The organism is Pseudomonas sp. LBUM1669, from assembly GCF_059695705.1.
In genome coordinates this window covers 2,404,057-2,427,898 of sequence record NZ_CP166784.1, presented here as the reverse complement: position 1 = coordinate 2,427,898, position 23,842 = coordinate 2,404,057, and the positions used below count along the sequence as shown (strand labels likewise).

Annotated in this window: 21 protein-coding genes and 5 tRNA genes; 9 read left to right on the top strand and 17 right to left on the bottom strand. The window is 59.3% G+C overall.

Going from position 1 to position 23,842, the window contains the following annotated elements; translation table 11 throughout:
- Position 1 precedes the first annotated feature (1 nt).
- The 9 genes from ACA051_RS11265 to gltX all read right to left on the bottom strand — a co-directional run bounded on the left by ACA051_RS11265 (position 2) and on the right by gltX (position 5,488).
- Complete coding sequence (locus ACA051_RS11265) at positions 2 to 961, bottom strand: tRNA dihydrouridine synthase (RefSeq protein ID WP_219095870.1); 960 nt, start codon at positions 959 to 961, stop codon at positions 2 to 4.
- A gap of 172 nt (positions 962 to 1,133) precedes the next feature.
- A complete protein-coding gene (locus tag ACA051_RS11260) occupies positions 1,134 to 1,571 on the bottom strand; it encodes an acyl-CoA thioesterase (protein WP_017337624.1) in 438 nt (145 codons plus the stop codon).
- Positions 1,572 to 1,619: 48 nt separating this feature from the next.
- The gene (locus ACA051_RS11255; protein WP_497309782.1) at positions 1,620 to 2,453 is read right to left on the bottom strand and encodes an alpha/beta fold hydrolase; all 834 of its coding nucleotides are present in this window, start codon (positions 2,451 to 2,453) and stop codon (positions 1,620 to 1,622) included.
- Positions 2,454 to 2,484: 31 nt separating this feature from the next.
- Positions 2,485 to 3,024, bottom strand: coding sequence for a TetR/AcrR family transcriptional regulator (locus ACA051_RS11250; RefSeq protein WP_008151286.1), 540 nt, complete (start codon positions 3,022 to 3,024; stop codon positions 2,485 to 2,487).
- A 183-nt stretch (positions 3,025 to 3,207) separates the two neighbouring features.
- Positions 3,208 to 3,283, bottom strand: a tRNA-Glu gene (locus ACA051_RS11245).
- 80 nt (positions 3,284 to 3,363) lie between these two features.
- Positions 3,364 to 3,439, bottom strand: a tRNA-Ala gene (locus ACA051_RS11240).
- Between the two features lie 53 nt (positions 3,440 to 3,492).
- Positions 3,493 to 3,568: transfer RNA gene (locus ACA051_RS11235), tRNA-Glu, on the bottom strand.
- A 79-nt stretch (positions 3,569 to 3,647) separates the two neighbouring features.
- Positions 3,648 to 3,723 (bottom strand) — tRNA-Ala (locus tag ACA051_RS11230).
- Between the two features lie 283 nt (positions 3,724 to 4,006).
- A complete protein-coding gene (gene gltX / locus ACA051_RS11225) occupies positions 4,007 to 5,488 on the bottom strand; it encodes a glutamate--tRNA ligase (RefSeq protein ID WP_497309780.1) in 1,482 nt (493 codons plus the stop codon).
- A gap of 220 nt (positions 5,489 to 5,708) precedes the next feature.
- Between gltX and ACA051_RS11220 the strand changes: the two genes are divergently transcribed.
- Positions 5,709 to 6,758 carry an HlyD family secretion protein gene (locus ACA051_RS11220; protein ID WP_497374776.1) on the top strand — a complete coding sequence of 350 codons (1,050 nt, stop codon included), beginning with the start codon at positions 5,709 to 5,711 and terminating at the stop codon, positions 6,756 to 6,758.
- Positions 6,748 to 8,298: an MDR family MFS transporter gene (locus ACA051_RS11215; protein ID WP_497309776.1), complete on the top strand. Its 1,551-nt coding sequence runs from the start codon at positions 6,748 to 6,750 to the stop codon at positions 8,296 to 8,298. Before ACA051_RS11220 ends, ACA051_RS11215 begins: the two co-directional genes overlap by 11 nt.
- Before the next feature lie 147 nt (positions 8,299 to 8,445).
- Here ACA051_RS11215 and uvrB read toward each other — a convergent pair whose 3' ends face one another.
- The gene (uvrB, locus tag ACA051_RS11210; RefSeq protein WP_497309774.1) at positions 8,446 to 10,461 is read right to left on the bottom strand and encodes an excinuclease ABC subunit UvrB; all 2,016 of its coding nucleotides are present in this window, start codon (positions 10,459 to 10,461) and stop codon (positions 8,446 to 8,448) included.
- Positions 10,462 to 10,797: 336 nt separating this feature from the next.
- On the opposite strand from uvrB, the gene ACA051_RS11205 reads away from it, so the two are divergent.
- Both ACA051_RS11205 and ACA051_RS11200 read left to right on the top strand, forming a co-directional pair.
- Positions 10,798 to 11,994 (top strand): amino acid aminotransferase, encoded by a 1,197-nt coding sequence (locus ACA051_RS11205; RefSeq protein WP_497309772.1) that lies wholly within the window; start codon positions 10,798 to 10,800, stop codon positions 11,992 to 11,994.
- Positions 11,995 to 12,218: 224 nt separating this feature from the next.
- Positions 12,219 to 12,419, top strand: coding sequence for a hypothetical protein (locus ACA051_RS11200; protein ID WP_010456060.1), 201 nt, complete (start codon positions 12,219 to 12,221; stop codon positions 12,417 to 12,419).
- Here ACA051_RS11200 and ACA051_RS11195 read toward each other — a convergent pair.
- Positions 12,416 to 12,646 carry a hypothetical protein gene (locus ACA051_RS11195; protein WP_010456061.1) on the bottom strand — a complete coding sequence of 77 codons (231 nt, stop codon included), beginning with the start codon at positions 12,644 to 12,646 and terminating at the stop codon, positions 12,416 to 12,418. The two genes, ACA051_RS11200 and ACA051_RS11195, sit on opposite strands and share 4 nt — an antisense overlap.
- A 227-nt stretch (positions 12,647 to 12,873) precedes the next feature.
- Between ACA051_RS11195 and ACA051_RS11190 the strand changes: the two genes are divergently transcribed.
- Positions 12,874 to 12,949, top strand: a tRNA-Asn gene (locus ACA051_RS11190).
- 120 nt (positions 12,950 to 13,069) lie between these two features.
- Here ACA051_RS11190 and ACA051_RS11185 read toward each other — a convergent pair.
- Positions 13,070 to 14,587, bottom strand: a complete 1,518-nt coding sequence (locus ACA051_RS11185; RefSeq protein WP_497374774.1) for a nucleobase:cation symporter-2 family protein — start codon at positions 14,585 to 14,587, stop codon at positions 13,070 to 13,072.
- Between the two features lie 228 nt (positions 14,588 to 14,815).
- On the opposite strand from ACA051_RS11185, the gene ACA051_RS11180 reads away from it, so the two are divergent.
- A complete protein-coding gene (locus ACA051_RS11180) occupies positions 14,816 to 15,127 on the top strand; it encodes a BrnA antitoxin family protein (protein WP_497374772.1) in 312 nt (103 codons plus the stop codon).
- 103 nt (positions 15,128 to 15,230) lie between these two features.
- Positions 15,231 to 15,683 (top strand): hypothetical protein, encoded by a 453-nt coding sequence (locus ACA051_RS11175; RefSeq protein ID WP_497374770.1) that lies wholly within the window; start codon positions 15,231 to 15,233, stop codon positions 15,681 to 15,683.
- Between the two features lie 67 nt (positions 15,684 to 15,750).
- Here the strand turns inward: ACA051_RS11175 and ACA051_RS11170 are convergent, their stop codons facing one another.
- The 3 genes from ACA051_RS11170 to ACA051_RS11160 form a co-directional block, all read right to left on the bottom strand.
- Positions 15,751 to 16,578 carry an arylamine N-acetyltransferase family protein gene (locus ACA051_RS11170; protein WP_497374768.1) on the bottom strand — a complete coding sequence of 276 codons (828 nt, stop codon included), beginning with the start codon at positions 16,576 to 16,578 and terminating at the stop codon, positions 15,751 to 15,753.
- A gap of 112 nt (positions 16,579 to 16,690) precedes the next feature.
- Entirely contained in the window at positions 16,691 to 17,485 is a 795-nt protein-coding gene (locus tag ACA051_RS11165) for an exodeoxyribonuclease III (protein ID WP_497374766.1), read from the bottom strand.
- Between the two features lie 98 nt (positions 17,486 to 17,583).
- Positions 17,584 to 20,154: a bifunctional diguanylate cyclase/phosphodiesterase gene (locus ACA051_RS11160; RefSeq protein WP_497374764.1), complete on the bottom strand. Its 2,571-nt coding sequence runs from the start codon at positions 20,152 to 20,154 to the stop codon at positions 17,584 to 17,586.
- Between the two features lie 149 nt (positions 20,155 to 20,303).
- Between ACA051_RS11160 and ACA051_RS11155 the strand changes: the two genes are divergently transcribed.
- Positions 20,304 to 20,888 carry a GNAT family N-acetyltransferase gene (locus ACA051_RS11155; protein ID WP_497310573.1) on the top strand — a complete coding sequence of 195 codons (585 nt, stop codon included), beginning with the start codon at positions 20,304 to 20,306 and terminating at the stop codon, positions 20,886 to 20,888.
- 243 nt (positions 20,889 to 21,131) lie between these two features.
- Positions 21,132 to 21,470, top strand: a complete 339-nt coding sequence (locus tag ACA051_RS11150) for a hypothetical protein (protein WP_497310572.1) — start codon at positions 21,132 to 21,134, stop codon at positions 21,468 to 21,470.
- 71 nt (positions 21,471 to 21,541) lie between these two features.
- Here ACA051_RS11150 and ACA051_RS11145 read toward each other — a convergent pair whose 3' ends face one another.
- Both ACA051_RS11145 and ACA051_RS11140 read right to left on the bottom strand, forming a co-directional pair.
- The gene (locus ACA051_RS11145) at positions 21,542 to 22,105 is read right to left on the bottom strand and encodes a DUF1254 domain-containing protein (protein WP_497374762.1); all 564 of its coding nucleotides are present in this window, start codon (positions 22,103 to 22,105) and stop codon (positions 21,542 to 21,544) included.
- Positions 22,106 to 22,247: 142 nt separating this feature from the next.
- Complete coding sequence (locus ACA051_RS11140) at positions 22,248 to 23,819, bottom strand: diguanylate cyclase (protein WP_497309761.1); 1,572 nt, start codon at positions 23,817 to 23,819, stop codon at positions 22,248 to 22,250.
- Positions 23,820 to 23,842: the final 23 nt, after the last annotated feature.

Genomic DNA, 23,842 nt, shown 5'->3' with positions numbered 1-23,842 from the left:
CTCAGGCCGCTTCCGACACCTGTAGCCCCAACAAACGCGAAACTTGATCCAGTTCAGTCTCTCGACGCAACACGGTAAATAGCTCCACGGCCTCAGGATAATTGCGGGTCAGCATCGCCAGCCATTGCTTCAAACGACCCGGCGATTGGCGTGCTGTCATCTGCGCCTTGGCTTGCAGCCAGAAGTCCTGGATCAATGGCAGCAACTCGGCCCACGTCATCTCGACCACTGCTTCACCGGCCCGCGCAGCTGCGATTTGCCGAGCCAGGTCCGGACGCGACACCAGGCCGCGACCGAGCATGATGTCTTCCACGCCGCTGATCTCGCGGCAACGGCGCCAGTCTTCAACGCTCCAGATGTCGCCATTGGCGAACACCGGAACCTTGACCACTTCCTGCACGCGGGGGATCCATTCCCAATGAGCAGGTGGCTTGTAACCGTCGGTTTTGGTCCGCGCGTGCACCACGATGTGCGCCGCGCCGCCCTCGGCCAGCGCTGTTGCGCAGACCAGCGAACCGTCCGGACTGTCGAAGCCCAGGCGCATTTTCGCGGTGACCGGAATGTGCGCCGGCACCGCGCGGCGGACGTGCTCAACGATTTCGTTGAGCAGCTCGGGTTCTTTAAGCAGGACGGCGCCGCCACGGGACTTGTTGACCGTCTTGGCCGGACAGCCGAAGTTCAGGTCGATGACTTCGGAACCTAGCTCGCAGGCCAGCGCGGCGTTTTCTGCCAGGCACACCGGATCGGAGCCGAGCAACTGCACCCGCAGCGGTACGCCGGATGCAGTGCGGGCGCCGGTCAGCAATTCCGGGCCGAACTTGTGGTAATAGGCAGGCGTGAGCAGTTGATCGTTGATCCGAATGAACTCGGTCACGCACCAATCGATACCGCCCACACGAGTCAGCACGTCCCGCAGGATGTTGTCGACCAACCCCTCCATGGGCGCCAAAGCAATTTGCATGAAAAACACACTCGACGAAAAACGTGCGGCAGTTTACTGGATTCTCTGTCGAAAGACTTGCATCTGCCTCTGTGGCGAGGGAGCTTGCTCCCGTTAGAGTGCGTAGCACTCTCCATTGCAAGGGACCGCTTCGCACTCCAGCGGGAGCAAGCTCCCTCGCCACAGGATCGCGTCAACTTGGAACTTGCAACGCCGGGCCGTAGCCTTCAATGAACTCGGCCGGCATGCGCTTGGGCTTGCCCGTGGACAGTTCGATGCAGACGAAGGTGGTTTGCGCACGCAGCAACGTGGTGTTGTCGCTGGGGCGCTTCAACTGGAAGTGGCGGGTCATTTTCAGGCGCTGATCCCAATCGACAATCCAGGTCGCCAATTGCAATTCATCGCCCTCATAGGCGGCGGCCAGGTAATCGATCTCGTGCCGCACCACCGCCATCGCCCGATCCAGCCGACGATATTCGACCAGGTCCAGGCCAAGCCGTTGCGAGTGGCGCCAGGCACAGCGTTCGAGCCAGGTCACGTACACCGCGTTGTTTGCGTGCCCCAGCCCGTCGATGTCCTCGGCGCCGACTTCCAGATCAATGATAAATGGCGTTGCCCGATCCCAGCCCATGCCCCACTCCCGGTCAGATGATGTCGACCGGGGCAGTGTAACGGATGCTTAGGCCGATTGGCGCGATTGCAGGCTGCGACCGGCCAGCAGTGATAACACGCCATCAATCACCCGAGGATCGGCCAGCACCCGCTGATGACCGCCCCTCTCCAGGCGCAACAAACGGCTGTCGAACCAGGCTTCGTTGATCAGCTGCGATTCCTTGACCGGGACATAGCAGTCATCTTCGGCGTGGACGATCAGCCCCGGCATGTCGAGCTGATAGTGCGCGACATCCAGCGTTGCAGCGCGCATGCCGACGTCTTTCTCGACCTGGCGAATAAACGCGGAACGCGCTTTGGGCGGCAGCCGCACGTAGCGGGCAAAACCGCGCAACACCCCGAGAATCCGCGCCGGTGCGGCGATGGTGACCAGGGTTTCGGTGCGTAAGCCCAACTGAACGGCGAGCATCGCACTGGCACCGCCCATGGAGTGGCCAATGACGGCTTGCAGCGGCGGCAACTCGGCGGCCGCTTCGAGCATGGCCCGGGCAAACAGCACGACATTCGCTTCGCTGCCCGGTGAGCGACCATGAGCAGGACCGTCCAGCGCTACGACGGTGTAGCCGGCATCGACCAGCGCCGTGATGAGACTCGCAAACTGCGTCGGCCGCCCTTCCCAACCGTGCATCAGCAGCACGGCCGGACCTTGCCCCCAGCGCAGCGCCGAGAGGCCGAAGCGCAAGGTGATCCGTTCGGATTTCGCCAGCAGCGGCAATTCCCAGTCACGCGGTGGTAGCTCTCGCGGCGTCATGAACGCCAATCGCATTTTGCTCGCGACCAGTTTCGGTGCGAACCAGCCCAAGGTGCCATTAACGCCACGAACCCACTTCAACGTGCTCATCGCTCTCACTCCTCAGGCCAATGCCTTCAGGTCATAGCACCGCCGACTTGGCAGCGCGCAGCAATCGATCGGACAACTCTCCTGGCCCCAGCGCCCGCGCCAGAGCCAGACCACCGACCATCAAGGCCATGTCGGCCAAGGCTTTGTCGGTGTCTTCCGGGCTGGCCGCCAACTGCGCGACCATCATTTCCACATGCTCATTCAACGCCACGCGAAACGCGTCCGGCAGGCGCCCCAACTCACCGACAGACGCCGGGATCGGGCACGCTGAATCCGAGGAATCACGGTGTTTGCGTGACAGGTAAAACGCAGCCACCAACGCGCGACGCTCTTCGCCGGTCAATTCGGCGTCCATGTCGGCGATCAAGCCACGGCGGTGACCGAGCAGTTGCTTGAACGCTTCCAGCATCATGGCGTCCTTGCTTTCGAAGTGCGCATAGAAGCCGCCAACCGTCAGGCCGGCTGCGCCCATCACTTCGCCCACGCTCGGTTCGGCCGGGCCGCGCTGAATCAGCGCTGCGCTGGCGGCCTTGAGAATGCGTTCACGGGTTTGAGCTTTTTTATCGTTCATCGTTGCCTCCGAATATTACGACTAGAATATTATTCTCATAATAATTTTACGCAAGTCGTGGACGTGACCGCTGGTCTGAAGAACAGTTTGAAAGAATTAGGTGATTTGGCCAAACGCCAGACAAACAAAAGGGCCATTCAATAATTGAATGACCCCTATAAAATCCCGCAGAGCGGGTAATCGTGGCGTCCCCTAGGGGACTCGAACCCCTGTTACCGCCGTGAAAGGGCGGTGTCCTAGGCCACTAGACGAAGGGGACGCAAAACCTTCTATACAACTGATCAGTGCTGAGAGCTGATCGATTCAAGGCCGGTGTGGCCAGACCTTGAACTGTAAAATTGGTGGAGCTAAGCGGGATCGAACCGCTGACCTCCTGCATGCCATGCAGGCGCTCTCCCAGCTGAGCTATAGCCCCGGATTTTTCGCCTCGCGGCGGAGCGACATCTTGCAACATCGCTTCTGTAAAACTGGCGTCCCCTAGGGGACTCGAACCCCTGTTACCGCCGTGAAAGGGCGGTGTCCTAGGCCACTAGACGAAGGGGACGCAAACCCTTCTATACAACAGATCAACGCTGAGTGTTGATCGCTTCAAGGCCGGTGTGGCCAGACCTTGAAGTGTAAATTGGTGGAGCTAGACGGGATCGAACCGTCGACCTCTTGCATGCCATGCAAGCGCTCTCCCAGCTGAGCTATAGCCCCTCATCGCTGAGGACGGGGCGAATCTTAATGGCGCTTCGGAAAGCTGTCAAACTTATTTTTAAAATATTTCAAAGTTTTTTGCCGACATAACAATCACTTACCGCCAAACCCCGTAAATCCGAGGCTGTATCCGTTCCTGTAGCAGCTGCCGCAGGCTGCGTTCGAGTGCGCAGCACTCGCGATTCAGCCACCCCGCCCTTTCAGACAGATTGTGTTGCTGCCATAAGGGGCTGCTGCGCAGCCCAACGCAGCCTTCGGCAGCTGCTACAGAGAACAGTGGGAATCAGGCGATATTGCCCAGGAGTTTTTCCCACTCCTTGTTTTCCTTCTTCGACACACCGCCCAGCAGGTCAATGGCCTGACGCAGACGGAAACGCGTCAGGTCCGGACCGAGGATCTCCATCGCATCCAGCACAGACACCGAGCTGGCCTGGCCAGTGATCGCAGCAAACATCAGCGGCATGGCGTCACGCAGCTTCAACTCAAGGGATTCGACCACGGCTTGAATCGTCGCAGTGATGCTGTCTTTCTCCCACTGACGCAGGCTTTCCAGCTTCCACAGAATCAGTTGCATCAGCTGACGCACCTGGTCGCCCGAGAGTTTCTTCGACTCGAACAGCTTTGCGTCCGGGTTCACGCCACCGGCGAAGAAGAAACCGGCCAGCGGTGCAACCTGGCTGAAAGTTTCGACGCGGCCCTGCACATGCGGGGCGATCTTCATCATGTATTCAGGATTGAGGGCCCAGGTTTGCAGGCGCGAAGCGAACTCTTCCACCGGCAAATCACGCAGCCATTGGCCATTGAGCCAAGACAGTTTTTCGATGTCGAAAATCGGCCCGCCGAGGGACACGCGGCTCAGGTCAAAGTGATCGACCATTTCCTGCAGCGAGAACTTCTCGCGCTCGTCCGGCATCGACCAGCCCATGCGGCCGAGGTAGTTGAGCATCGCTTCCGGCATGAAACCCATGCGCTCGTAGAACGTCACCGAGGTCGGGTTCTTGCGCTTGGACAGCTTGCTCTTGTCCGGGTTACGCAGCAGCGGCATGTAGCACAGCTCCGGTTGTTCCCAGCCGAAGTATTCATAAAGCAGGATCAGTTTCGGCGCCGATGGCAGCCACTCTTCACCGCGCAGAACGTGGGTGATGCCCATCAAGTGGTCGTCGACCACGTTGGCCAGGAAGTACGTCGGCAGGCCGTCGGTCTTCATCAACACTTGCATATCCATGCGATCCCACGGGATCTCCACGTCGCCACGTAGCATGTCCGGCACTACGCAAACGCCTTCACTCGGCACTTTCATGCGGATCACGTGCGGTTCGCCGGCGGCCAGGCGGCGCGCGACTTCATCCGCAGACAGCAACAGCGCACGACCGTCATAACGCGGGGTTTCGCCACGAGCCATTTGCTCGGCGCGCATCTGGTCCAGCTCTTCGGCGGTGCAGAAGCACGGGAAGGCGTGGCCCATCTCGACCAACTGCTGGCAGTACTTCTGGTAGATGTCGCCGCGTTCGCTTTGACGATACGGGCCGTGCGGGCCGCCAACGTCCGGACCTTCGCTCCAGTTGATACCCAACCAGCGCAAGGCGTCGAAAATCTGCTGTTCGGATTCCCGGGTCGAACGCAACTGGTCGGTGTCTTCGATCCGCAGGATGAACTCACCGCCATGCTGCTTGGCAAAGCAGTAGTTGAACAAAGCGATGTAAGCGGTACCTACGTGGGGGTCCCCGGTAGGCGATGGCGCGATGCGCGTGCGGACGGTGGTCATGGCAAGTCTCGAAATGAAGATAAAACAAAGGGCGAATGGTAACAGGCGACACCCGCCCGGCTCCAGTCAGCAGGGCATTTAAGCCAAGGTTGCGCCTACAACGGGCCTGAGCCGCGATGAATGACGGATTATCAGCCGATGGCATTTACCCACCATGGACTGTATGCCAGATTCATCTGCTGATAACTTTCCTTACAATTTCTCGACTACAGTCTGCCCCATGCCTGCCCAACTCAAGCGACGCCTGTCTATTTTCCTGCTGATCGTCCTGCTGATTGCCGGGGGCTTTTTTGCCCAATGGTTCTTCAAGGGGCGGTTTTATGAAAGCACCGACAACGCCTATGTCCAGGGCGAGATCACCCGTGTCTCAAGCCAATTGGGCGCGCGCATCGATCAGGTGCTGGTGCAGGACAATCAGCACGTCGAGAAAGGTCAGTTGTTGATCAAGCTCGAAGGCGATGACTTCCACCTCGCCGTCGACCGCGCCAATGCCACCCTCGCTACCCGACAAGCCGAACGTTTGCAGGCACAAAGCAAGCTGACCCAGCAAGCCAGCCTGATCGCCGCCAGCGAGGCGCAAGTCGCCTCCAGCCAGGCGAGCCTTGGGCGTTCGCAGATCGACTTGTCCCGCGCGCAAACACTGCGCAAACCCGGTTACGTCTCGGAAGAGCGGGTGACCACCCTCTCCGCCGACAACCACATAGCCCGCTCGCAAGTGACCAAGGCCCAGGCCGACGCACAAAGTCAGCGCCAACAAGTCAACTCCCTGAGCGCCGAAATCAAGCGTCTCGATGCCATGATCGCCAACGCCAAAACCGACCTCGCCCAGGCCGAACTGAACCTGACACGCAGCGAAATCCACGCCCCCATCAGCGGCCTGATCGGCCAGCGCGCCGCTCGCCAAGGCCAATACGTGCAGGCCGGCGCTTATCTGCTGTCGATCGTCCCGGACCAGGACATCTGGATTCAGGCCAACTTCAAGGAAACCCAGATCGGCCACATGCAGCCCGGCCAGAAAGCCACGCTGACCTTCGACGCCTACAGCGACACACCGATCAATGCACGGGTCGACAGCCTGTTCGCCGCCTCGGGCGCGCAGTTCAGCCTGCTGCCGCCGGACAATGCCACAGGCAACTTCACCAAAGTCGTACAACGGATTCCAGTCAAACTGACCTTCGCCGCGGACAACCCGCTGCACGGCAAGATTCGCCCAGGGATGTCGGTCACCGCCAAAGTGAACATCGAAGACGCCCCTGACGATGGCCGGTGACCAACTGATCCGCCCGATTGGCGAACCGACCCGACGCGACTGGATTGCGGTGATGAGCGTGATGCTCGGCGCCTTTATGGCCGTGCTGGATATCCAGATCACCAACTCGTCGCTCAAGGACATTCAGGGCGCATTGTCGGCGACCCTGGAAGAAGGCTCGTGGATTTCCACCTCCTACCTGGTGGCGGAAATCATCATGATCCCGCTGACCGCGTGGCTGGTGCAGCTGCTGTCGGCGCGACGCCTGGCAGTCTGGGTTTCATTGGGATTTCTCGCCGCCTCCCTGCTCTGCTCCATGGCCTGGAGCCTGGAGAGCATGATCATTTTCCGCGCGTTACAGGGCTTCACCGGCGGCGCACTGATTCCGCTGGCATTTACCCTCACCCTGATCAAACTCCCGGAACACCACCGCGCCAAAGGCATGGCGATGTTCGCCATGACCGCGACGTTCGCGCCCTCGATCGGCCCGACGCTGGGCGGCTGGCTGACGGAAAACTGGGGCTGGGAGTACATTTTCTACATCAACATACCGCCAGGCCTGATCATGATCGCCGGCCTGATGTATGGCCTGGAGAAGAAAGAAGCGCACTGGGAATTGCTGAAAAGTACTGACTATATGGGCATCCTCACGCTCGGCGTCGGCCTCGGTTGCTTGCAGGTATTCCTGGAGGAAGGCCATCGCAAGGACTGGCTCGAGTCGAACCTGATCGTGACCCTGGGCAGCATCGCGCTGGTCAGTTTGATCACCTTTGTGATCGTGCAGTTTTCCAAGCCCAATCCGCTGATCAACCTCAGCATCCTGGGTAATCGCAACTTCGGTTTATCGAGTATTTCCAGCCTCGGGATGGGCGTCGGCTTGTACGGCTCGATCTTCCTGCTGCCGCTGTACCTGGCGCAGATCCAGAACTACAACGCCCTGCAAATCGGCGAAGTGATCATGTGGATGGGCGTGCCGCAGCTGTTCCTGATTCCGCTGGTGCCAAAGCTGATGAAATACGTGTCGCCGAAATGGCTGTGCACGCTGGGCTTCGGGCTGTTCGGGTTGGCGAGTTTTTCTTCGGGAGTGCTGAACCCGGACTTTGCCGGGCCGCAGTTCAATCAGATCCAGATCATCCGGGCGCTGGGCCAGCCGCTGATCATGGTGACCATCTCGCTGATCGCCACCGCTTACATCCTGCCGCAGGACGCGGGGTCGGCGTCGAGTCTGTTCAACATCCTGCGCAACCTCGGCGGCGCGATCGGCATCGCCCTCCTCGCCACGTTGCTGGATGCACGGACAAAGACCTATTTTGACTACTTGCGCGAATCCATCGTGCCGAGCAATCCGCAGGTGGCGGAGCGAATGGCGTCGATGACGGACCGGTTTGGCAGTGAGACGGCGGCGCTGGGCAAGCTGAGCGAGATTGCGCATCAGCAGGCCTCGATCATGGCGTACAACGATGCGTTTCATTTTGTCGGGATTGCGCTGGGAATCAGCATGATTGCGGTGTTGTTGACCAAGGCGTTGCCGGCTGGGCTCAAGGCTGGCGAGGCGCACTAGCCCCGATTGCGGTGGTGATCTTTCGGTCGCCTTCGCGGGCAAGCCTTGCTCCTACAAGGTTTGTGGCGCGCCCGCGAAATGTGAACGACGCAAAACCTGCAGGAGCGAGGCTTGCCCGCGAAGAAGCCCGCACACTCACTGCAAATCTCAGACAGTAATCAACCGATCCCGCAACTTGCCAATCTCATCGCGCATCTGCGCCGCTGCTTCAAACTCCAGATCCCGCGCCAGCGCGTACATCTTCTCTTCCAGGGCTTTAATGCGCTTGGCGATCTCGCCCGGCGAGCGCAATTCGGCTTCGTACTTGGCGCTTTCCTCGGCGGCCTTGGCCATGCCTTTGCGCTTCTTGCTGCGCGAACCCGGCACGGTGGCGCCTTCCATGATGTCGGCCACGTCCTTGAACACGCCTTTGGGCGTGATGCCGTTGGCCAGGTTGAAGGCGATCTGCTTGTCGCGACGCCGCTCGGTTTCACCAATCGCCCGCTCCATGGAACCGGTGATGCGATCCGCATAGAGAATCGCTCGACCATTGAGGTTGCGCGCCGCCCGGCCAATGGTCTGGATCAACGAGCGCTCGGAGCGCAGGAAGCCTTCCTTGTCCGCATCGAGGATCGCCACCAGCGACACCTCCGGCATGTCCAGGCCTTCACGCAGCAGGTTGATCCCCACCAGCACATCGAACGTGCCCAGACGCAGGTCGCGAATGATTTCGACCCGCTCCACCGTGTCGATGTCCGAGTGCAAGTAACGCACCCGCACGCCGTGGTCGGCCAGGTAATCGGTCAAGTCTTCGGACATGCGCTTGGTCAGGGTCGTGACCAGCACCCGCTCCTCCAACGCCACGCGCTTGCCGATCTCCGAGAGCAAATCGTCGACCTGGGTCAGCGCCGGGCGGATTTCGATTTGCGGGTCCACCAGGCCGGTTGGGCGCACCAGTTGCTCGACCACGCGACCGGCGTGTTCCGCCTCATAGTTGCCCGGTGTGGCTGAGACAAAAATGGTCTGCGGGCTGATGTTTTCGAACTCGTCGAAACGCATCGGCCGGTTATCCAGCGCTGACGGCAGGCGGAAGCCGTATTCCACCAGTGTCTCTTTACGGGAACGGTCGCCCTTATACATCGCGCCAACCTGCGGCACGCTGACGTGGGATTCGTCGATCACCAGCAAGGCGTCGGCCGGCAGGTAGTCGAACAACGTCGGCGGCGCCTGGCCGGAATCACGACCCGACAGGTAGCGCGAGTAGTTTTCGATACCGTTGCAATAACCCAGCTCGAGGATCATCTCCAGGTCGAAACGGGTGCGCTGCTCCAGGCGCTGGGCCTCAACAAGTTTATTGTTGGAACGCAGGTAATCCAGGCGCTCCTGCAATTCGACCTTGATTCCTTCGACGGCGCCCAGCAGGGTTTCCCGTGGCGTCACATAGTGGCTTTTCGGGTAGAAGGTGAAACGCGGCAACTTGCGGATCACTTCGCCGGTCAGCGGATCGAAGGCCGACAGGCTCTCGACTTCGTCATCGAACAGTTCGATGCGGATCGCTTCGAAGTCGGATTCCGCCGGGTGGATATCGATCACATCGCCGCGCACCCGGAAGGTCGCCCGGGCAAAATCCATGTCGTTGCGGGTGTATTGCAGGTCCGCCAGGCGACGCAACAACGCGCGCTGATCGAGCTTGTCGCCGCGATCCACGTGCAGCACCATCTTCAAATAGGTTTCCGGACTGCCCAAACCGTAGATGCACGACACCGTGGTGACGATGATCGCGTCCTTGCGTTCCAGCAGCGCCTTGGTCGCGGACAGCCGCATCTGCTCGATGTGGTCGTTGATCGAGGCGTCTTTCTCGATGAAGGTGTCCGACGACGGCACATAGGCTTCGGGCTGGTAGTAGTCGTAGTAGGAAACGAAGTATTCGACGGCGTTGTTCGGGAAAAACGCCTTGAACTCACCGTACAACTGCGCGGCCAGGGTCTTGTTCGGCGCCAGCACCAGAGTCGGGCGCTGCACCTGGGCAATCACGTTGGCGATGCTGAAGGTCTTGCCCGAGCCGGTCACACCGAGCAACGTCTGGTGCGCCAGCCCGGCTTCGATGCCCTCGACCATCAGGCGGATGGCTTCCGGCTGATCGCCGGCGGGCTCGAAGCGGGTGACTAGCTGGAATTCAGACATGTATACCTCTGATATCGCGCCAGCGCGGTCAAACCGGCAGCAACGAGAAAGGCCGCAAACGACTGACGTCGCCCGAGGAAAAAACTGGATTGTGCTCAATGTGGAGCCGATTGCCTGCGCTTTCAAGGCAAACGTCCTACATCCCTTGAAGTCTTTGATGCCGACATTCGACTAACGGTCGAAAAATAATCGAAAAAACTTCACCTAAAAGCCGAATCGTCTGTCGCCATCAATCGCAGATGGCCTCTATACTAGCTCCCCGTTTGTGCACCGCTCTAGTGCATTCGGCTGGAGCGCGACACGTCCCTCCATACTCCATTCAGAGCCGCCGCAAAAATGAGCCTGTTCTCCGCTGTCGAAATGGCACCACGCGATCCAATCCTGGGCCTCAACGAAGCATTCAACGCCGATCCACGTACCACCAAGGTCAACCTGGGGGTCGGTGTTTATTGCAACGAGGAGGGGCGAATTCCACTCCTGCGCGCCGTTGTCGAAGCCGAGACGATTCGCGTCGCTCAACACGCGTCCCGTGGCTACTTGCCGATCGACGGCATTGCTGCCTACGACCAGGCCGTACAGAAACTGCTGTTTGGCAATGACTCGCCACTGATCGCCGCTGGCCGCGTCATCACCACCCAAGCCGTTGGCGGCACGGGCGCCCTGAAAATCGGTGCCGACTTCCTCAAGCAACTGCTGCCGAACGCCGTCGTGGCAATCAGCGACCCGAGCTGGGAAAACCACCGCGCCCTGTTCGAAACCGCCGGTTTCCCGGTGCAGAACTACCGCTATTACGACGCCGCGACCCACGACGTCAATCGTGCCGGCCTGCTCGAAGACCTGAACGCCCTGCCGTCTGGCTCCATCGTTGTGCTGCACGCCTGCTGCCACAACCCGACCGGCGTGGACCTGAGCCCGGCGGACTGGAACAACGTCCTGGACGTGGTGAAAGCCAAAGGTCACGTGCCGTTCCTCGACATGGCCTACCAGGGTTTTGGCGATGGCATCGACGAAGACGCCGCTGCCGTGCGCCTGTTCGCTGAATCGGGCCTGACGTTCTTCGTTTCCAGCTCGTTCTCAAAATCCTTCTCGCTGTACGGCGAGCGCGTTGGCGCCCTGTCGATTGTCAGCGAATCGAAAGAAGAAAGCGCGCGCGTGCTGTCGCAAGTCAAACGCGTGATCCGCACCAACTACTCCAACCCGCCCACCCACGGTGCAAGCATCGTCGCCGCCGTGCTGAACAGCCCGGAACTGCGTGCTCAGTGGGAAGAAGAACTGGCGGAAATGCGCCTGCGGATTCGCGGCATGCGCATTCAGATGGTGGACTTGCTGGCGAAAAACGCACCACAGCGTGATTTCAGCTTCGTCGGTCGTCAGCGCGGCATGTTCTCCTACTCCGGCCTGACGGTTGAGCAAGTCACTCGTCTACGCAGCGAGTTCGGCATCTACGCCCTGGATACTGGCCGCATCTGCGTGGCGGCGTTGAACCAAAGCAACATTGATGCAGTGACCAAGGCCATCGTTGCGGTGATCTGAGTCTCGCGCGGTATGAAAAACGGGAAGCCTTGGGGCTTCCCGTTTTTTTATTTGTCGCTGATAAGTGTCAAAGCGCTATCGGCGCCCTCTAAACTCCACACAACGATGCACCTGTAGAAGCGAGGCTTGCCCGCGAAGCTTTTAGCGTCAGTGATGACGCCTTCGCGGGCAAGCCTCGCTCCTACAGATTATGTGTACACCCGAGAATTCTGAAGAGAGCCCACATGAAAAACGATGACCTACGCGCCGACCGTGACGAGCTGGACCATTTCGTCCCTCGCACACCGGCCAAACGCGGTAACAACCTGGTGCTGCAAGTGGCCGCTGGCGTATTTCTCGGCGGCCTGGCCTTGTGGCTGGTGCAACTGGCCGCCACGATGCTGTACGCCAAGCTGATGCTCGCCACGGTCACCTTCGGCGGTTAAGCCAGTTCGGTCGCACGCTGACTGGCGGCATCGTCATAGGCGACGTAGAGCGATTCAGCGACCTGACTCTTGATCGCTTTGGCGCTTTCCAGACCAAGAACAAAGCCTTCAGCCTTGCCGCCCGCGCGGTTCAAGTCATCAGCGGTGCTGGCCTGAGTGATTGCGTCAAACAGCTTCTCGGCGTGCGGGCCGACACCTTTGGGCAAGCTGATCTGAGCGATGCTCATGCGAACACCCCGTTGTTTGGAGAGGTGAGGACTGGGTGATTCATGGCACGTACCTTTTCGGCGAATGGCCGGCAGCGCGTGTAACCACTTCCGGGCGGCCATGGTAGACCTCTGAGGCGATTCTGGTAACCGCCCGGGGTCGATAAACCACCGTCCGTCCCCATGAATTCATCAAGTTGCCAAGGGATGCTTGACTTCTCTTTTTGAATCAGTAACATACACGCCATTCCGCGATAGCTCAGTTGGTAGAGCAAGTGACTGTTAATCACTGGGTCCCTGGTTCGAGTCCAGGTCGTGGAGCCAGACAAGCAAAATCGAAAAGCCCCTGAATCGAAAGGTTCAGGGGCTTTTTTGTGGGTTGTGGAAAAGCAAAAGGCCGATCTGTCTATTCAACAGATCGGCCTTTTTTAGCAGGTGAGGCCGTTAAACATGCTCACTGCTTTTGGTGTGAGCCGCTCGATGCTCACCCGAATCATGCGCCGCTTCCACCACCGGAATCTCGTTCCCGTCGCAGTCACGCAGTTTGCCTTCGCTGAAGTAATCCCCTTCACGCAAGGCCGCCAGATCCTGGTAACGCAGAACCCGCTCGGTACCGGCCGCAAACACCGATTGCTGATCCGAGTTACCGGCAGTGAGGTGGTTGAAAGTCAGGTTGAGCACGATGGCCATGATCGCCGAGGAGCTGATGCCCGAGTGGAAGATGGTCGCGAACCAGCTGGGGAATTGGTCGTAGAAGTTGGGTGCGGCGATCGGGATCATGCCGAAACCGATGGAGGTGGCGACGATGATCAGGTTGACGTTGTTGCGGTAATCAACCTTGGACAGCGTGCGGATGCCGCTGGCGGCCACGGTGCCAAACAGCACGATGCCGGCGCCACCCAGTACCGAGGTGGGTACCGCAGCGATGACCCGGCCCATGAACGGCAGCAAACCGAGTATCACTAGGAACAAGCCGCCGGTGGCGACCACGAAACGACTCTTGATGCCGGTCACGGCCACCAGCCCGACGTTCTGGGCGAAGGCGCTTTGGGTGAAGGAGCCGAAGATCGGCGCGATCATGCTCGACAGCATGTCTGCGCGCAGGCCGTTGCCCAGGCGTTTGGAGTCGACCTTGGTGTCGATGATTTCACCGACGGCGAGGATGTCGGCCGAGGTTTCCACCAGGGTCACCATCACCACGATGCACATCGACAGGATCGCGGCAAAGTGGAACGTCGGCATGCCAAAGTGGAACGGCGTCGGGAAGCCGAACATCGGGCCTTGCGTGACCGACGAGAAGTCCGCCATGCCGAGGAACACCGCGATGATCGTGCCGATCACCATGGCCAGCAGGATCGACAAGCGGGAGATGGTCGCGCTGCCGACCTTGCTCAGCAGCAGCACCAGCACCAGCGTCACCGCGGCCAGACCGATGTTGGCCATGCTGCCGAAGTCCGGGGCGTGGCTGTTGCCGCCCATGGCCCAGCGCGCGGCCACTGGCATCAACGTCAGGCCAATGGTGGTGATCACGATGCCGGTTACCAACGGCGGGAAGAACTTGGTGATTCGCGAGAACACCGGCGTGATCAGCAAACCGATCAACGATGCGGCAATCACCGCCCCGAGAATCGACTGAAAGCCGCCCTCCCCGCCGCTGCTGACAATCGCCACCATCGTCGCGACACCGGAGAAAGACACACCCTGTACCAGCGGCAACTGACACCCGAAAAACGGTAAACCGAGGGTTTGCAGTAATGTCGCCAAGCCCCCCGCAAACAATGAAGCAGCAATCAACAAACCGATGTCCGCCGGCGACAGCCCGGCCGCCTGGCCAATGATCAAAGGCACCGCGACGATGCCGCCGTACATGGTCAGAACATGTTGCAGGCCGTAAGCCATATTCTCGCCGACCCCGAGGTTTTCGTCCTCAGGCCGTTGGTGTGAAACATGGGGCGTTTTCATGGTTGGGGGGTTCCCTGGTTTTTGTTATGCGCACACTGTATGCAAGACTCAGGACAAATGTCTATAGAGTTGTATACAACTAATCAGTCAGATAATGGACATATGTCCATAGCGCCCTTTTGCTGCGCGGGTTCCCCCCCTAAAAAATCTTGAAATACATCTACTTTCGACATGCATATTAAAGATGCATAGCTGCGCCTTTCGACATCTTGTCTCGAGGCCGTACCGATGAAAGACCAATACGATTTCAGCACCTCCGAACGTGGAGCGGTTGCCTCCAGCAAAGGCAAAACCCGGATTACCATCATGTTAGATGATGCCGTTATTGAGGCGGCTCGATCGCTGGCCGAAAGCGAGGGATACGGTTATCAGACAGTGATCAATAACACCCTGCGTCAAACACTTCTAAGCCATAAAGTCAGTGTGGTGGGTGTCGGAAAAATCAAAAAAGGGATTACAGCCTCCGAGCTGAAAACGCTGGAGGAAAAACTGCTCGAGGTCGCCAGCGAAATCCACCGCATGATGGAACCTGAAATTTGACTCGGGCAACTTTGATATCCCTTTCAGAGTCGCTCTGCACGGCACCTGATAGACTGCGCCGAACCGGCCACTCTGTCGGTGTCGGACATGGATGCCTACCCACTTGATCAGCGAATCAACACTCAACCACCTTTGGCAGACCTTCATCCTGGCGTACCGCGCATTTCGCAATGTCGTGGCCGTGCAAGCATTCATCATTGCGTTGTATTTTGTTTGGGGTATGCCTGAACTGACGGTAGCGCTATGGCTCTGGCTCGGTGTTTTTGCATGTTTTATCGTCGGCGGGGTCTGGTTCGGAGCGTTGCCATTGGTCTTGGGCTTTACGCCTCTGTACGCCTGGCTCAGTGCAAAGGGATATGCGAACTGGATCACCGGTCTATTGGCAGGATTGGCGATTGCCGGCCTCGCCTGTCTTCACCCAAAGCTGCGACTGCTCTGGTATTTCTGGATGGTCGATGGGGCGCTGGTCGGACTGCTTACTCACTGGGCCTGGCGGGCAAACGCAACAGAGCAAACTGACGAACTCAACCTGCGCCAGACATCGTCACCGCCCTGAAAACAATCGAGCAACTCACGTTTTACCCTGCATCGAGGGCAAGATGCCGACACGGATATCTCAGCCTTCAGGCTGACTCAATCAACCGCCCAAGCACCTGCCTCAACCCCGCATGTTCCGGCACCCGAACCCCGAACTCACGCGTCAGCAACCCAATCAATTCCTCCACCTCCGTCACTTGCTGCCGTTCGCTCTCGGCGCCCACCCGGTGAATTGCAAAACTGCCGTTGTTCAACGTGCGCCTCCAGCCATCACCGGTGCGCGCGACCATCAGTTGCTTGGTAAACGACGATTCGGGATGGGTCGAGACGTACCAGTTACCAACGGTGTAATCGATGTCTTCCTGGCGTTGCAGGTCGAAGATGTACATCGGCCGCCACTCGCCGCTGACGTTGGCACGCAAGGTGTAGCCGTCTGCATGGCGCTCGATGCGATACGGCTCGTGAGGAGTGCGCTGGGCAACATCGGTGTCGAGCATCAACGGAGCGGTGGGCACCATGCCGCCGAAGCCGACGTCGGTGATGTAGCGCACGCCGTCCAGCGTGACCAGGCTCAAGCGGTGCGTGCGGGCAGTCCAGGCGCCTTCGGGCTGACCCATAACGACTCGGCCGGTAATGCCGCGTGCGTCAAAACCCAATTCCTGAAGCAAGGCTAGAAACGCGTAGTTGAGCTCGTAGCAATAACCGCCGCGCCCTTCGTGCAGGATTTTCTGTTCGATGGATGGCAGGTCGATGCGTACCGGTTCGCCAGAGAGCGTGTTGAGGTTTTCAAACGGGAAGGCCCCGGTGTGGCGCAGCTGAAGTTGGCGCAAGGTGTCCAGGGTCGGCGCCGGGGGCGCGTCGAAACCCAGGCGTTGCAGGTATAACGCACGGTTCGTCAGGCGTGGCTCGCTCATTGCTCGGTCCTTCTGCAGGGGGCCGCGGATCTCTCCGCCGATGGGCGCCATGTATAAGGGATAAAGCGGTTCGACTGACAATTGATTTAGCCAATCGCCCACCCTCTGAACATCAACGCCGTTTGCGCGAACTCAAGCGAATCCACGTCGGCGCATGGTCACTGGCGTGCGGTTCGTTGCGCACCCAGGCATCGACCCCGGCCTCGTGCAGATAGGGGCTCAGCGCCGGGTTGAGTAGCAGGTGATCGATGCGCAACCCCGAGTTCTTCTGCCAGTGCTGCCGAAAATAATCCCAGAAAGTGTAGAGCCGATCCTCCGGGTACAGATGACGCAGGGAATCGGTCCAGCCCTGATTCAGCAAGCGCTGGAAACACTCGCGACTTTCCGGTTGCAGCAACGCGTCCTTGAGCCACGAGCGCGGGTTGTAGATGTCCAGGTCGGTGGGCACCACGTTGTAGTCGCCGGCCAGCACCACCGGGTGTTCGCTGTTTTGCAGGTCCTTGGCATAAGCAATAAGCCGCTCGAACCACGCCAGTTTGTAGTCGAACTTCGGCCCGGGTTGCGGATTGCCGTTGGGTAAATACAGGCAGCCCACCAGAATCCCGTGCACCGCAGCTTCCAGGTAGCGACTGTGCGTGTCGGCGTCATCTCCCGGCAGACCTCGCCGACTCTCCAAAGGTTGCGCATCACGAGCCAGAATCGCCACCCCGTTCCACGACGACTGGCCTTGCCAGATGGCGCCATAGCCAATGGCCTCAAGCTCGGCGGCCGGGAATGCGCTGTCGACCGACTTGAGCTCCTGCAAACAGGCAATGTCCGGTTTTTCTCGCTCAAGCCAGGCCAGCAGATTCGGCAGCCGGGCACGCATGCCGTTGACGTTGAAAGTGGCGATTTTCAGGTTTTTCATAGGCCGGGGCTCGCAACGGATGGACGATATCCAGTTGTGACCGGAGGGCGCCATGGCAGTTGCGACGACAACCGACACAGGCGACTAAAGGTCCCCCCTTACAACGGATGCTCATCACGCGATGCCTTGAGCAATGGCAGCAGCGCCTGGTTTTCCATCGGCCGGCTGAGGTAGAAACCCTGCACCTCATGGCACTCGTCCGAGATCAGGAAGTCCAGTTGCTCCAGGGTCTCGACGCCCTCTGCGGTCACCGTCAGCCCCATGGCCTTGCCCAGGTTGATGATCGCCTGCACCACCGCACGGTCGTTACCGGTGCCGCTCATGGACGAGATGAAGCGCTTGTCGATCTTGATCCCGTCGAACGGATACGTGCGCAGGTAACCCAGCGACGAATAACCGGTGCCGAAGTCGTCCATGTTCAGGCGCACACCCAGCTCCTTCAGCGAGTTCATGGTCGCGAGAGCGCCGTCGACATCGTTGAGCATCACGTTTTCAGTGATCTCCAGTTCCAGTCGACTGGCCGGCAAACGGCTCTGGATCAACGCTTCCCTGACATCCTCGACCACGTCACTGCGGACAAACTGCACGGGTGACAGGTTGACCGACACCATCAGCTCACCCGGCCAGGTCAGTGCCGTCTCGCACGCTTCACGTAAAACCCAGCGCCCCAAGGGCACGATCAGATCGGTCTGCTCGGCCAACGGAATAAACGCATCGGGGCCCAGCAACCCCTGCACCGGATGCTGCCAGCGCAGCAACGCTTCGACCGAGACAATCTGCTTGCCATCGACGTGATAACGCGGCTGATAGTGCATCACGAACTCGTTGTTCTTGATCGCCTGGCGCAGGTCGTTTTCGAGTCTGCGGCGATGCTGGATCTGATCGTTCATGTGCGGCTCAAAGTAGCACCAGGTTTTCTTGCCGTCGGATTTGGCCTGATACAGCGCGATATCGGCACACCGGATCAGCTCCTCCGGCCTGTGCCCCTGACGCCGGCTCAAGGCGATGCCGATGCTCGCACCGATGTGCAGCGTGTGATGGTCATAGTGGATCGGCTGGTGCAGGCTTTCGAGGATACGTTCGCATATCCGGTCGATTTCCGTGTGGATGTCCATGCCATTGAGCACCAGCACAAACTCGTCGCCACCCAGTCGTGCGACCAGGTCAATGTCCCGTGTGCACTCACGCAAACGGGTGGCCACCTCCAGCAATACCGCATCGCCGGCCGGGTGGCCGAGGGAGTCATTGATCGGCTTGAAGTTGTCCAGGTCGATCATCAACAACGTCAGCGGCGCCGAATGCTCCTTCAGCACCAAAGCGTCTTCGAGGTAACGCGCCAGTTTGTTGCGATTGGGCAGGCCGGTCAGCGCGTCGTGCAATGACAGATGCTGGATCTGCGCATGGGCGGCGACTTCATCGGTGATGTCACTGGCCGTGCCGCGGTAACCCAGCACCGCGCCTTTGCTGTGGATCGGCCGCGCCGACACCCGGCAGACACGTTGCTGCCCCGACTGGTCGCGATAGGAACAACGCAGGTGACTGACGCTGTACTCCTCGTCGAGCTTGTTCAGCCACTGCGACAACGGCGTAGTGTCGCAATACAACAATTGCTCGATGTCCTGCCCCAGCCATTGCTGATCGGAAAAACCGGTGACGGCGCCGAAACGCCCCGACAGGTACGTGATGCGATGCTGGTCATCGATTTCCCAGATCCAGTCGGAAGCGGCCTCGGCCACTGCACGAAAACGTTCTTCACTGGCCTCCAGTGCCTGGTTCGATAAATCGAGATTGATGTAACTGGCATCCACGTGCCCCGACGTGCGTAACACATAACGAAAGAAGTAAGCCGTCAACAACGCGAGAATCAATAGCGCGCCGCCTAGTGGCGGCAGCAGTGACCAAAGCAGCTGATGGCCTGGCTGCTCGAGCCGCGACACCAGGCTATAACCGGTGCCCGTGAGTGCCACCGCGGGCTGACCGGGAGCAAGGGTGTTGTCAGGTGCGAGGCTCAAGTCATGCAAACCGTAGTCGGCACTCAAGGCGCTGAGCTTCTCCGGACTCAGTTGATCGACGAACACCAGCACTGACGTGCTTTGGGGATCGACCGCCGGCCTTTCGTCATTGGGCTCGATCGCCGCCGCCGTCAACAGCGCGGGCTGGCCCTCGAAGAGCGTGAACCGGCTGATGGGGACAAGCAGGCTTTCCTGGCCCTGCACTTCCTTGATCAGTGCCGCCATTGCTATTGACAGCCGGGCCGCTGCGTCGTCCTGGACCTGAAGGCCGCGCACCACGGCGTATTTGGTTCGCTGATAGTCGACCACAAAAACGCCGTCGTAATGATCCATAGTGAACAGGGTTTTACCCAAGTTCTGCTCAGCGTAAGCCCACCGCGCATCGACTTCGCCATTCAAATGATCGTAGGCGGTCGTCCAGGTTGCATAACTGGCGACGTAGTTTTTCGAGGCTGAGATGCGGTTTTCCAGCGCACGCTGGGTGTAGAACGTGGTCTTGGCCAGGTCCTGGGCATCGAGCCGGCCAGCAATGTTGAACAAGGCAACCAGGGCAATCAGCACCCCCAATACAAATACCAGCCCGACGGACCAGACCAGGTTCCGTGTGATCGGCGTATGGCGCGCTGGTGCGGCAGTGGTCGTGGCGGTCAATTCCATGCATGGGATCCTGTCAATCGATTGCCTGCGTCCATTGACCATAGCAGCCAGGGTCCAACATCGCGCCACGACTATTGCCAATCGGCAGCCGCTACCCTGTAATGGCGCGCATCACCCGCGAACCTTTTTATGCCGAGAACCTCTCGCTCATGGACACCCTGGACGGTCAACGAATCACCCTGCGCGCCCTGCAACCCAGCGACGCCGATGCGCTGGTCAACGCCGCCCGGGATGGCGAATTGTGGAACCTGACGGTCACCGTCGTGCCCTCCCCGACCACCATCGACAGCTACCTGAAAAAGGCCCTCGACGGTCGCGAGGCGGGAACGGTCCTGCCCTTCGTCATCGTGCTCAAGGACACGGGCGAGGTGATTGGTTCGACACGTTTCTGGAAAATCGACCGCCTCAACCGCAAGCTTGAAATCGGCAGTAGCTGGATCTCTGCGCGCTGGCAGAAAACGTTCGTCAACACCGAGGCCAAATACCTGATGTTGCGTTACGCCTTCGACGAACTGGACTGCGTGCGGGTGCAATTCACCACCGATGAAAACAACCAGAAATCGCGCAACGCGATCTTGCGACTCGGCGCGCAACAGGAAGGCATCGTGCGCCACGAACGGATCATGCCGGATGGCCGCAAACGCAACTCGGTGCGGTTCAGCATCATTGATGAGGAATGGCCGTTGGTGCGGGAGAATCTTGAGAAGAAACTGGCCGAATACAACCTTCGCTGACACCTTAAACCACTGAGGGAGCGGGCTTGCTCGCGAAGAGGGAGCATCATTCAATATTCATGTCGCTTGGTATACCGCTTTCGCGAGCAAGCCCGCTCCCACAGTGATTGATGTTGCACGCACTTTCAGTGATCGGCGCACCAACCCCAAGATCAACGCATCGACCATTCGTCACCCCGCCAACACCCATCGCCCTCCTCATCACACCATCTTCAGGTAACGACTCATTGTTGGAGACGTGCGCTGATGAACATCAAAATCACCACGCTGTTGTTGCTCGGTTTGCTGGCCGCGGCAATAGGCACCACTTTCGCAGCCTCCGGCGATAACGCTGACGCGACAGAGACCAGATTCTGGTATGGCGGAGGCTCAAACATGGCGCCCGACAACTATCCCGACCAACCCTCGCACCGATATACCCCCGATCGGGGCAAAGGCGGATATGGTTCATCGAGAGAGGGCAATGGTGGAAATGCCGGAAACAGTGGCTCGGGTGCGGGCGGTGGCACGGGCGCTGCCGGTGGGGGCACCGGCGGTGCAGGAGGAGGGACCGGCAGCTGGACACGTAGAAGCAGCCAATGAGGTGAAATCGTCAGCAGTTTTCTATTGAGTGCACTTAACGTAATTGCCCTGAACGCCGATGGTATCGGCGCTCATCGACCCGCCGTGACCACAGGAGCATGGATGGCAACCGGCCCGGCTTTTTTGCCGATCTGCGACAACCGCGTCACGGTGTAGCCCGCCTGAATCCTGTTCACCGTCGCATAGTCCACTGCCCCGCTGACCTCAGTCCTACCAATGATCCAGACGAAGGACGCAGGCGCCGGCAATTGACTCAAGCCCGCCGGCACCGCTTCGGTCCATCCTGGCGGGGTCACCAGAAACTGACTGGCTTGTGTACCCGTCGCATACCCACCCGGCGAGGCAAACACATCGCTCCACATGTCGAGCATCGGCAACACGTAAAAACGCCCGGCGGTGTCTGGCGCGGTAATCACCAGTGGCTCCTTGGTCAAATCGAGCCAGGCAATGGAATACAACGAGTCGACGTTCGACTGCACCACGTCTTTGAAATCTTCGGAGGGGTACTGCGGCACAGTCACAAAGGCGTTGGCTTCTTGCGGTGTGGCTGCCGATTGAGCCTGGCTGGCCTGCGGCAAAACAATGGAAACAGCGAGGGTTAGAGCAACGGCTGTCAATGCTTGAGGTATCAACATTTTGGCGATCGTCCGTGCTGTGGGGAGCCCCGTCGGGTTCGACAGGGCTATCGGAACTCTAGACGATGAAAACAGAAGGATCTCGCAGGTAGACAGACGGACAAGCGACTGTTGCAAGGCTGAAACAACGGCACAAATCGTCTCAACGATCTGAGCGCATCAACGCCTCCACGCCGCCCTCCAGCGACAACACGGCTGCACGGTTTCGACCGGAGTGCTTGGCCTGATACAACGCCGCGTCCGCTCGCTCGATGAACACTTCGATGCTGTCGCGCCCGGTCGGCACAAATGCGTAACAGCCAAGACTGACCGTCACATAACCCGTGGGTGAACCGCTGTGGGTGATGTTCTTGTCCATGACGCTACGGCGGATCTGTTCGGCAATCACCAACGCACCGTGAAGGTCGGTGTCAGGCAGCAATACCGCAAACTCCTCACCGCCATAACGCACCGCCAGGTCGGATTTGCGGTGACAGCAACTCTTGATTGCCCGTGCCACTTCAGCCAGGCAGTGGTCACCTGCCACGTGGCCGTAGGCATCGTTGTAGCGTTTGAAGTAATCGATATCAAGCATGATCAGGCTCAGCGAACTCGACTGCCGGGCGCCTCGGCCAAACTCGATGTCCAGCGCCTGCTCGAACAGTCGGCGATTGGCCAGGCCCGTCAGGCTGTCGTGAGTCGCGATCAGCTTCAGGGCTTCCTTGGCCTTGCGCAAATCGGCCTCGACCCGCTCACCGACGCGCACCTGGCGAACAAACACCCAACCGAACAGGCCCACACCCAACACCACCAGGGCAACGATGACGCTGGATTGAAACGCGGTGCCGTACCAATCCTTGAGAATAGATTCCCTGGACGATGCCGCCGAGACCACCAGCGGATAGGCATCGAGTTGACGGTAGCCATACAAACGCACAACGCCATCGATCACCGAGCTGATCATCGCGTTGCCGGCGGGCGCGTTGGGCAAGAATTTCTGAAAGATTTCGCCCTTGGCCAGGGACGTGCCGATCAGCGACTCCACGAAAGGCCTTCGCGCGAGCAACGTGCCGTCGGTCAACGCCAAAAACATCGAACCGTTGTCATCGATGCTGAAGCTTTTGAAGAACTGATCGAAATAGGCCATTTTGATTCCGGCCAACACCACGCCCTGGAAGTTGCCGTTCTTGTCGTTCACCCGTTTGGACACCGGAATGATCCACTCGCCATTCTCCCGACTGCGAATTGCCGGCCCGATGTGCGCGAGGGTGGACGCGTTCTGCTGGTGGAACGTGAAGTACTCTCGATCCGACACGCCCGGACTGCGGGTCAAATCATCGAACGAAGTCACGACCCACTGCCCTTGCTTGTCGAACAGAAAGATCCCGTGCAACTGCTCCAGCGCCTGAACCCGCCTGGCAAAGGTTTTCTGCAAGCGTGGCTTTTGTGCCGGGCCGTAGCCATCAACCTGAATCCAGTCCACGAGACCGGTCAACACCAGGTCGGCTTTCATGAAGGTGTCTTCGGCCTGCTGTGCCATGGCGCGAGCCAGGTTCGAAGACGCGACTTGCGCCACGTCCAGCGCGTGGCGCCGAGATTGCTCCAGTTGCAGATAAAGCAGACCACAGAGACAGAGGCACACCGTCGCAATAAACAACACCGCTGCCCTGAGCAGAGATAACCGTTTCAAAGCGTCGCCCGGAATTTGCTGCGGGTCTTGAGTGTGGATAGGCAAAAGCTCGTCCTGTAAGGGCAAGG